The organism is Sutterella wadsworthensis (assembly GCF_003315195.1).
Taxonomy (GTDB): domain Bacteria; phylum Pseudomonadota; class Gammaproteobacteria; order Burkholderiales; family Burkholderiaceae_F; genus Sutterella; species Sutterella wadsworthensis.
The window spans coordinates 71,666-80,632 of sequence record NZ_QNRV01000008.1 but is presented as its reverse complement, the minus strand read 5'-3'; the positions used below and the strand labels follow the sequence as shown (position 1 = coordinate 80,632).

Here is an 8,967-nt window from a genome sequence, read left to right as displayed (position 1 = left end):
CTTGTGCCTCATATCCGATTCCTGTTTGTCAGGCTGGCGGTTTGCTATCGGCTTCCTTCATCGATTCGTTGCCTCCTCGACTCTGCCGAGTTGCTCGGTCCTTCCCGCGACCGGGCGGACAGTGGACTTTCACCACACAATCACACGTGCGCTGCCGGGCGCACCACCAAAAAATCCCCGGTCTGCCTTGGGGCAGCCGGGAATGAAATGGCCGCAGTCCTTCGATGGAGGAGGAACCGGACTGCGGCGCGGAGCGCAGGGATACGTACGCTTTAGGCTTCTTTAGTTTCCTTAAAGCCCGTGACGTATTTCCCTGCCATGAAGCCCGACGTATGGGCGAAGCCGCAGGCGTTGCCGCCGCAGGAGAGGTTGTTCCACGGGAACATGCGGATCATGTAGTAGGGGCCTGCGCCGATCTGCCACTCCTGATCCGTACGGCCGAATTGGTTGTCGACCTTGGTCTCAACGGCTTTGTTCCAGATTTCGATCTGCTTTTTCAAGCCTTCAAGGCTGACGCCGCTTTCCTTGGAGAGCTCTTCGAGCGTGTCGCACTTCCAGAGGTTTTCCTGCTTCTTGAATTCAGCGAGAACACGTTCTTCGGACCAGGAGGGAAGACCCACGAGCGCCGAGAGCTTGATCTTTTTAAGCGTACGCTCCCAGGTCGCCTGATCGGCGAGCACGTAGTGGCAGCCGTCGGGATTGCCGGCAAGCTTAGGCGTGACGTGACAGATGCCTTCGCGTTCCGTAATGAAGCGCGCACCGTTCTTGTTGATCAGGATGCCGCCCTGACCGGTGATGAACCACCAGCGGCAGTAGGGGCCGCTGCGGCCGTTGACGACAATGCCGCAGGGGTATGAAGCGATGTACTGCATGTGCGAGAGCGGCGTGCCCACATCACGAACGGCGACCATCATGGCCGAGCCGTCATTGCCTTCGCCGCCGATGGCAACGCCTTTGCCGGCCACCGAAGGCACCCAGCGGTCCAGGGATTCAGGCGTACCGGTAATGCCGCCGGTAGCCATCACGATGCCCATTTTGGCTCGGCAGTTGATGAAGTTGCCCTCACGGCCGCACTGAACGCCGACCACACGGTTGGCGGCTTCATCGAAGTACATTTTGACGACCGGCATGCGGTGATGCACTTCAATCTTGCGCGCTTTGATTTCTTTTTCGAGCACGTCAATGTAATCGCGTCCTTTGAAGGAATCCTGACGATGCGCGCGAACATTTGTATGGCCCGCATAAGGCTCAAGATGATGGGCAGCCAGGCCGTGGTCTTCGAGCCAGTCAAAGGCTTCGCCCGAATGCTTTGTGAAGCCGTAGACGGGTTCTTTCAGGGACATGTGTTCACCGTAGGCGATGATGTCGTCGGCAAAGGCTTTCCAGTCGTCCTTGATCTTCGGATCGGCTTTCTGCATGCGTGAGCCGCAGGCGGTAAAGAGTCCGCCGCAGAGGTTGGTGCCCGTATGGTAGGAGGAGCCGCCCTTATTGAAAACGACGACTTTGGCGCCGCGGTCATGGGCCTGACAGGCCGCCATCAGACCTGCGCCGCCGGCGCCGAGGACGACGACATCGGCCTCCATGTCCCACTGGGCAGGGATTTCTTGCTTAACGCTCGCCGCATGAGCAAGCGGTGCGGCGGCCGCCGCTGCCGCAGCAGCTGCGCCGAGGAAGGAGCGGCGGGAAAAATTCTGTGCGTTCATGACGGTTACCACTTGAAGTTCAGGTTGAAGGAATGGCAGTCGTTGCATTCCAGACGCGATTTGCCGTGAAGGCTGTGGCAGTTCGTGCACTCCTCTTCGCCGCGGTGACTGAAGTGAGGATTCGGCGTGAGCTTGGCGGTGCGTTCGGCGAGTTTGTCGTAAGAGCCGTGGCAGCTTAAACACGTTTCCTTAGGCGGCGCAGTCATTTCGTTTTTGTGGCACGTCGAGCAGGGAAGCTTTGCGTGCGGGCCATTGATTTTGGACGGCATGCCGGCCGCAGAGGCGGCGCCGGCGGCGAATGCCGCGAGCACGCCGGCTGCGAAAAGCGCGGTGAGCTTGTGGGTCAGGGCCATGATGAGTCTCTCTTTATAGGGGTTTTTAAACCGCGGATTCCATCCGTTTCGGTTGTCGGGAATGCTTATGAGATAAGCCCTGCGGCGAAAGCCGCTTGGAGCTCCCCTTAAACATTCCTTATTGAAGTCATCCTAGTAAGACCCTCACCCAATGAATACATCCCGCGGGAGGTAGTGGGATTAGGTAGTAAAAACCCATCCAAAGAAGTACTAAGGGTGAGTGAATAGATGCTCGGTATTCACAGCTGTCATCACAAAAACTATTGTTGTCAATGCCGATGAAGAGACTCGTCGATGAAAGAAGAGAGTGCTTTGCAAACGCTGTTCCAATAAATCATTCAAATAGCATGTTGCTGGGCAATGGTGCCGAGCATTTGCTATGACGCTCTCATCGAATGATGAAGTTGAATGAATAGCTTATGCATTCTTTGAATGGGATGAGTTATTGAAATGGAAAACGGCAATAGACTCCCAAGGTCTTAAGTCCTCATCGCTGAGCGGCTTAGAGGGTGAGAATATGCTGTTAGCTCAAGCAGTTAGGTTACAGAAATAAAATGATGCTAATGAGATGGGCAATGGGTATTGTTCGTCAATGCGGCATTTGGATTAGGGATGTCTGTTGGGTGCTCTGAACTTCAATCAAAACACCGGCATCTCTATTCAATAGAGGGGTTTTATAAAGACCTTTTTAAATAGATCATATCCGCCAACTGTTTGCCGTCTTCATAAATAGGGTGGTCATAATGGTCTCTAAAGAAATTCTTGACGGTATGCGATTTTTGAAACCCGCATTTTTCGTAGAAGAGGAGTGTCGCAGGGCTGTCTCCAGTGCCCACATAGAGCTCTTTGCCTAAGTGTTTGTAGTGATCCGCGATGAGTAAAATGAGACGCTGACCATATCCTTGGCGCTGATACTTTGGGACCGTCACGAAATTTTTAATTTCATACACGCCGGGGCCTTCTTCCGTCACAACGCAAAGCGCCTTCAGGTCGCCATCACACAAGGCAAACATCTCGCCGCGAGAGAGATATTTCTCAATCATGCGAACATCTTCATCCGCAATGAGGAGCAGATCCATATAGAGCGTTTTGCGGTCATCCTTGATCTTTACGAGTTCCATGCTGTGTTTTCCTTCTTTGGCACTCCTCTTTAGAGAGTTATTCCATTTTAATTAGGAAAAGCGCCTCCCTTGAAGACATCAATATGCCGCCTTGTATCGTGACGCATCTCCTCGACAGACGGTCCTCTTTCGTGCCGGAAAGCTGACCTTTCTTTCCTTTTGGAGGTCAGCGGCTATTGGCAATGGGTTTGAACGAATGCTGCGGCATTCGTTATGCGCAATATGAGCGGCATGGACTTACGGTTATCTCTTTGTTTTGATGTCATAACCAAAGTCCATCGCGGTTTCAGGATGTCATTCTGAAGACTTAATCTCAAAGCGCCAAGCTTTTCGTCAGGATTGAGTGCCTCTCAAATCCTATCAAATGAAAATACGGCGCCTCTCAGCATAAAAACTGAGTGACGCCGTTATTAGATTGAGTATTGACTAAGAGTCAATGCATTCAGAGAGAAGGCGCTTCTATTCCATGCAATGCGGCAAACTTAACGGAGGAGCTCGGGTGATGGTTCACGCCCAAACCACTTCTTGTAGATGGCAGTGAATTCACCGGACGCCTTCAGGCTCGCGAGTCCTTTATTGATCTTTTCGAGCAGGTCCTTGCGGCCTTTTTTGACGGCAATACCGAGATCTTCGGCTGCGAGTGAAATAGAGAGCGAGTCGACTTTGCCCGCGCCGGCAGTGACGGCATAGTAGTCGTTGGTCGGAATGTCATTGAGTACAGCATCGACGCCGTTGTTGATGAGCTCCAGGAAGCAGTCGCTCAGCGTATTGAAGACGCGTACCTGCGCATGCGGAATTCGTTTGGCGGCAATTTCGCCGGTCGATCCAATCGTTACCGCAAGCCGTTTGCCTTCGAGATCTTTTGCGCTTTGAATGCCCTGATAGCCTTTGGCGACGACAATGCCCATGCCGGCAATGTAATAGCGGTCCGAGAAGTCAACGCTCTTGGCGCGTTCCGCAGTAATCCCAATGTCATTAATGGCAATGTCAATCGTTCGGGTCTTGAGGGCCGGAATCAGACCGTCAAAGGGAATGTTCTCCACTTTAACGCTGAAGCCCGCCGTGCGGCCGATGGCACGGATGATGTCCACGTCAAAGCCCACGAATTCGCCTGTTTTGGAATCCTTGAAGCCGAAGGGCGGGTAGGCCGCATCCATGCCGGCCACCAGAAGCGGCAGATCTTCATCCGCCGCCTGACCGGCAGCTGCGGCAGCGAGCGGATGGATCGTCAAGCCGGCGAGACCGGCAAGTGCAAACTGGATAAGACGGCGTTTGTGCATGTGATTTCCTTTTTTTGAGCATTGATGCGCTTTAAGAAGGAAGCATACTGATTCAATGCAGTTGGAGCTGCAGGCCTTTTGCGGTATTGCGACCCTTGTCAAAGCGTCCCGCAGAGGCGGGACGACCGATAATCACGGACGGCTGACGCTATGGTCCGGGCAGTTGATGAGCGGGCAGCGGCTGGTGTTTGGTGGTTGTATATCAGCGGGGACGGAGGCTTTTGTGGCTTCGCAGCGCCGCTTCCTTCCCGGCGATTCGTCCGAAGACGAAACAATCCGTCAGGGCGCAGCCGCCCAGACGGGTGCGGCCGTGAACCCCGCCCGTTGTTTCCCCGGCAGCATAGAGACCGGGAATGGGGTGATCATCGCGGTCAAGTACCTGTGCTTTGGGGCTGATGGCAATGCCGCCCGAGGTGTAATGAATGGAAAAGCGTTCTTCGCCGTAATAAAAGGGCGGCGTGTCGATCGTCTGCGCCTGTGCGGGCATCGGGCGGTTAAAGTCTTGGTCCCAGCCGCTCTTGACGGACTGGTTCCAGCGGTCAATGGAAGCCCTGAGGGTCGTAAAGGGCACCTGCAGCGCTTTGGCAAGGGCTTCCAGCGATTCAGCGCTCGCTACCGTTCCGCTCATCAGCTTGACGGGGAGCGTCGCGCCCTTATTGCTCTTGACGTCAGAAACAACCCACAGCCGGCCTTCGGGCTGAGCCTCGACAGCGCTGCGGATAACATCAAAGGTTTCACCTTCGGAGACGAAGCGGCGGCCCTCTGCATTGAGCCAGACGTCTCCGCCCACGAAGTCAGTGAGGCGCCCACCGGTAAAGGGCACCACTTCGACGGCAGACATGTCAACGAGCTTGGCGCCCGCGGCCTGCGCCATCAGAATGCCGTCGCCCGTGGAACCGTCGAGTAGCTCGCCGCGGGGGTTCGCGGTGGTCGGCGTCTGCGGATCAATGTCCGGGCGGAATGCGGCAATCATGGCCCGGTTAGCCGTGAAGCCGCCGGCGGCAATGATGACTGCCGGCGTACGGATGAGGAGCATGGGGCCCGCTGGGCGTTCGGCAAAAATGCCCGCAACGGCTGAGCGCGCATGTCCGTCCAAAGATTCCGCCGCCGCAAAGAGGAGCGACGATGCGCTCGTACGGTAAAGAATGCGCCCGCCCAAGCGATGGTAGGCGCGGTTGAGGCACTGTACATAGTCGTAACCCGCCTGTGCAGAACCCGTGGAATAGCTCCAGGCGCCGGGCGAGCCCACGGCGCGATAGGGCGTTTTCATCCAATTGACGCCGTGTTCGGCTAGCCATTCAAATGCTGCGCCGGATTGGCGCGCCAGCGTTTCAACGAGCGCCGGATTGTTTTCGCCGGCCCCGGCAGTCAGCATGGCGTCAATCAGTTTGTCGACATCAGCGCCGAAGACGGCCGACACTGAGCCGGAAGCGAGCATCGTATGACCGCCCGCAATGGCCGCTTTCTCCAAAATTACAACCTTGCGCACGCCTGCTTCCAGTGCGGCGAGACCGGCTGAAAGGCCGGCGGCGCCGCTCCCGACAATCACCAGATCGGCCTCACACTCTTCGACGGGCGCAGACCGAGCATTGTTTCGGGCGGCTGCTTTACCCGGAGCGAAGCCAATGCCGCCCGCCGCACCCAAGAGGGCGGTTTGCAGGAGCGATGAGAGGAGCGTACGGCGAAGCATGGGAAAGATCGAAAAACCGTTTAGAATGCCTGCGCATCGGAACTTTCGGCTGCAGACGCCGCGGACGAAACGATGCCGGCCTCGTAGGCCATCTTGAGGAGTTCCCCGGGCGAATGCACGCCCAATTTTGCAAATGCGTTTGCGCGGTGCATCTTCACGGTGGAGAGTTCAATGCCGAGCGTCCGAGCAATGATTTTATTGGGGGCGTTTTTCAGTACGCCGTCGATTACTTCGCGCTCTCGCGGGGTAAGCCGATCAAAGCGCCGGCGAACTTCGTCGGCCGCTGCGTCGTCAGCCTTTGCTGAAAGCGATGCGGTGACGCACTGCGCTACGCGCTGCACGAGCGTCATCGGCTCAACGGGTTTTTCGAGAAAGTCGACTGCGCCGTGGCGCATGACATGCACAGCCATCTGAATGCTGCCGTGCGCGGAGAGAAAGAGAATGGGGAGGTTTGAACCTCGTCTTTCGAGTTCGGCCTGAACATCGAGCCCGGTGAGCCCCGGCATACGCACATCGAGCACCAGGCATCCCGGCCGCATCAGATCGGCCTCATCGAGAAAGGCGCCGCCCGAATGCCACACGGCAACATCCCAGCCCATGGCTTCGAGCAGCATGGCGCTCGAGGCAGTGAGCGCTTCGTCGTCGTCAACAATGCGAATGAGGGGTTTGGCGGTCATTTCCAATCATGCTCCTGATGGTGCGGGGGTCTGATGTCTGTCATTTTGCTGTTTTCGCCGCAGGTTCGTGAGAACTTTGGAACGCTTGGGCTGCCGATTTGTCCGCGGGATCGGTCTCAGGCGCGCTTTGGGCCTTTAACCCTTCAGCATCCAAGTCGAAGCAGAGCGTAACGCGCAGTCCGCGGCCGCTCAGATCCTCGCGTCGGGTGATGGCAATGCGGCCGCCGTTTTCTTCGACCAAACTGCGCACAATCCCGAGCCCCAGTCCCAGCCCTTCGTCCTTCACGCTCTGCGAAACGCGCGTAAGCCTCTCGAAGGCCTCGTCGGAAAGCCTCGGACCGTTGTCTTCGACCTCAACAATCACGGCTTCAGCGGACGGCGCGTCAGGGCTCGGCGACGGATTCTCCGCCCACGGGCTTGGGAGGGTCTCTCTGCGGAATTTAACGAGCACGGCGCCGTCGGGCAGCCCTTGGACGGCTTCCGCGGCATTTTTCATGACGTTAAGGAGCAGAAGCTCTATTTCAAGCGGGTCGCCGCGCATGATGAGGCGGCGCTTTGACGCATCGTCAGCGGTGAGCGAAAAAGGCGGACGAATAACGACAAAGGGGCGCAGTTCCGCTTTGAGCGATCTCAGAGCATTCTGGGCTTCGCGGACGATATCAACCGGCACCGGATCCGCATGTTGGCGCCGGGCATAACTTCGCACGCGGTCGACGATGGCGGCAATGCGGTGCGCCTCGCCCTCGGCACCCGCAAGCGCCCGGAGCAACAGGGGATCGACCGGCCGCTCGGAAGTATTGAGCGCGGTTTCGCCGGGAAGCCCCGGGACGGTCTGCAGACCGAGTTTAAGTTTGACCACCGCCACATAATTGATGACGGCCCCCACGGGCTGCTTTAACTCATGCGCAATCATGGCGCAGAGCTGACTGATGGCGCCCATGCGCTCGAGACTCGAAAGCCGGTCTCTCACAGCGCGCTCACGCTGAGCGAGCCGATCGCGTTCTTCCATGGAACGTTTCAGCTCTCCCGTGCGTTTGGCAACGAGCCGCCGCAGACGCCATTCGTTGAGGAGCAGGAGGCCGAGCCCCGCCAGCACGGCAAAGAGAGCAAATCGCCACCGCCGCCAGAGCGCTTCGGGCGTCATTTCCTGCAGATAAGCCCAGGGGCCGATCTGCAGCGTTTCTTCGAGGGCGCGGATGCGGTGAAAGTCGCTTGTGCCGTACCAGTTGAATTCTGCGTCCGCCGATTTGGAAGCAAGGAGCGCACTGGTTGTGAGGCGCGTGAGTTCCGGATCCGTCCAGGAAAAAGTGGCTGCTACCAAGTCAGGATAAAGCTCGGACGTATGAGCGCAGACGGTATCGTCGTCAGATTTCGGGCTGATCACCCGCAGCGCGCCCCGTTCAATCAAGTCCTCGGCTTCAATGCGCTCGAGCGTGCAGACGGGGACCACGCCTGCGTCAAAGTGACCGGAAAGCACGCTTTCAATCACGTTGGGCATGCTGTAGCCCAGATAACGGACGGAGCGGAAGAATTGGCGGCTGTCAAATCCCCGCTCAGCCAATTCCATGCGTACGGCAAGCATGCCGTCGACCGAGGTAGGCAGCGTCGCGGCGATATATTTGCCCCGCAGATCTGTGAGTTTTTGAATGTCCGTGCGTGAGGCGAGAGCGATGACTGCGCCGCCCGCAGATTTCGACGGGTGCTTGGCGTATTTGGTTTTGCGCGTGCCGATCGGATGTGCGCCGATGCTGTCGACGATCCGCAAAAAGTCCGCTGCCGGCGAGATGACCAGATCGGGTTTGAGCTGAGCGACAGCCACTTCAAATGTGGCCGAGGAGAGCCGAACGACGTCAATCTGTGTGCCCGGCGCGGCCGACTGCATGGCTTTGAGAACGGGACGGACGGTATTGTCGTCAAAGCTCGGCTCCGCCGTTTCCACCACGCCGAGCACCAGCGGCCGCGCCCGCACGGCGCTTGCCTCGGAGGGCTCGGTTTGCTCGGCAGCCAGAAGGGTGCCGGCGCAGAATCCGGCCATGCTCAGAAGCAGAGCGGCAGACGCGAAAGGACGAAGGGTAAAGGACATCAGCTGGGGCGGAGAGCGGACAAGTGAAAGGCAGTTTGGCGTTTAATCCTTTTGGCTAAG

7 protein-coding genes are annotated in these 8,967 nt (G+C 57.5%); all 7 read right to left on the bottom strand.

The genetic code is table 11. From position 1 onward, the window contains the following. Positions 1–272: 272 nt before the first annotated feature. Positions 273–1,703 carry an FAD-dependent oxidoreductase gene (locus DES29_RS05390; protein ID WP_113854553.1) on the bottom strand — a complete coding sequence of 477 codons (1,431 nt, stop codon included), beginning with the start codon at positions 1,701–1,703 and terminating at the stop codon, positions 273–275. Positions 1,704–1,708: 5 nt separating this feature from the next. Next, positions 1,709–2,056, bottom strand: a complete 348-nt coding sequence (locus DES29_RS05385) for a cytochrome c3 family protein (RefSeq protein ID WP_021995438.1) — start codon at positions 2,054–2,056, stop codon at positions 1,709–1,711. 674 nt (positions 2,057–2,730) lie between these two features. Further along, on the bottom strand, positions 2,731–3,177 hold the full coding sequence (locus DES29_RS05380) for a GNAT family N-acetyltransferase (RefSeq protein WP_021995439.1): 447 nt from the start codon (positions 3,175–3,177) through the stop codon (positions 2,731–2,733). Positions 3,178–3,659: 482 nt separating this feature from the next. Beyond that, entirely contained in the window at positions 3,660–4,457 is a 798-nt protein-coding gene (locus DES29_RS05375) for a basic amino acid ABC transporter substrate-binding protein (RefSeq protein ID WP_016474363.1), read from the bottom strand. Positions 4,458–4,659: 202 nt separating this feature from the next. Further along, positions 4,660–6,147 (bottom strand): FAD-dependent oxidoreductase, encoded by a 1,488-nt coding sequence (locus DES29_RS05370; RefSeq protein WP_113854552.1) that lies wholly within the window; start codon positions 6,145–6,147, stop codon positions 4,660–4,662. Between the two features lie 20 nt (positions 6,148–6,167). After that, a complete protein-coding gene (locus tag DES29_RS05365; protein WP_005431330.1) occupies positions 6,168–6,824 on the bottom strand; it encodes a response regulator transcription factor in 657 nt (218 codons plus the stop codon). A gap of 40 nt (positions 6,825–6,864) precedes the next feature. Continuing rightward, the gene (locus DES29_RS05360) at positions 6,865–8,859 is read right to left on the bottom strand and encodes a sensor histidine kinase (RefSeq protein ID WP_236578948.1); all 1,995 of its coding nucleotides are present in this window, start codon (positions 8,857–8,859) and stop codon (positions 6,865–6,867) included. Between the last annotated feature and the right edge of the window lie 108 nt (positions 8,860–8,967).

Coding starts and splice junctions, on each gene's coding strand:
- DES29_RS05370 (WP_113854552.1), bottom strand. CDS start 6,147: ATGCTTCGCCGTACGCTCCTCTCATCGCTCCTGCAAACCGCCCTCTTG.
- DES29_RS05385 (WP_021995438.1), bottom strand. CDS start 2,056: ATGGCCCTGACCCACAAGCTCACCGCGCTTTTCGCAGCCGGCGTGCTC.
- DES29_RS05380 (WP_021995439.1), bottom strand. CDS start 3,177: ATGGAACTCGTAAAGATCAAGGATGACCGCAAAACGCTCTATATGGAT.
- DES29_RS05365 (WP_005431330.1), bottom strand. CDS start 6,824: ATGACCGCCAAACCCCTCATTCGCATTGTTGACGACGACGAAGCGCTC.
- DES29_RS05360 (WP_236578948.1), bottom strand. CDS start 8,859: ATGGCCGGATTCTGCGCCGGCACCCTTCTGGCTGCCGAGCAAACCGAG.
- DES29_RS05375 (WP_016474363.1), bottom strand. CDS start 4,457: ATGCACAAACGCCGTCTTATCCAGTTTGCACTTGCCGGTCTCGCCGGC.
- DES29_RS05390 (WP_113854553.1), bottom strand. CDS start 1,703: ATGAACGCACAGAATTTTTCCCGCCGCTCCTTCCTCGGCGCAGCTGCT.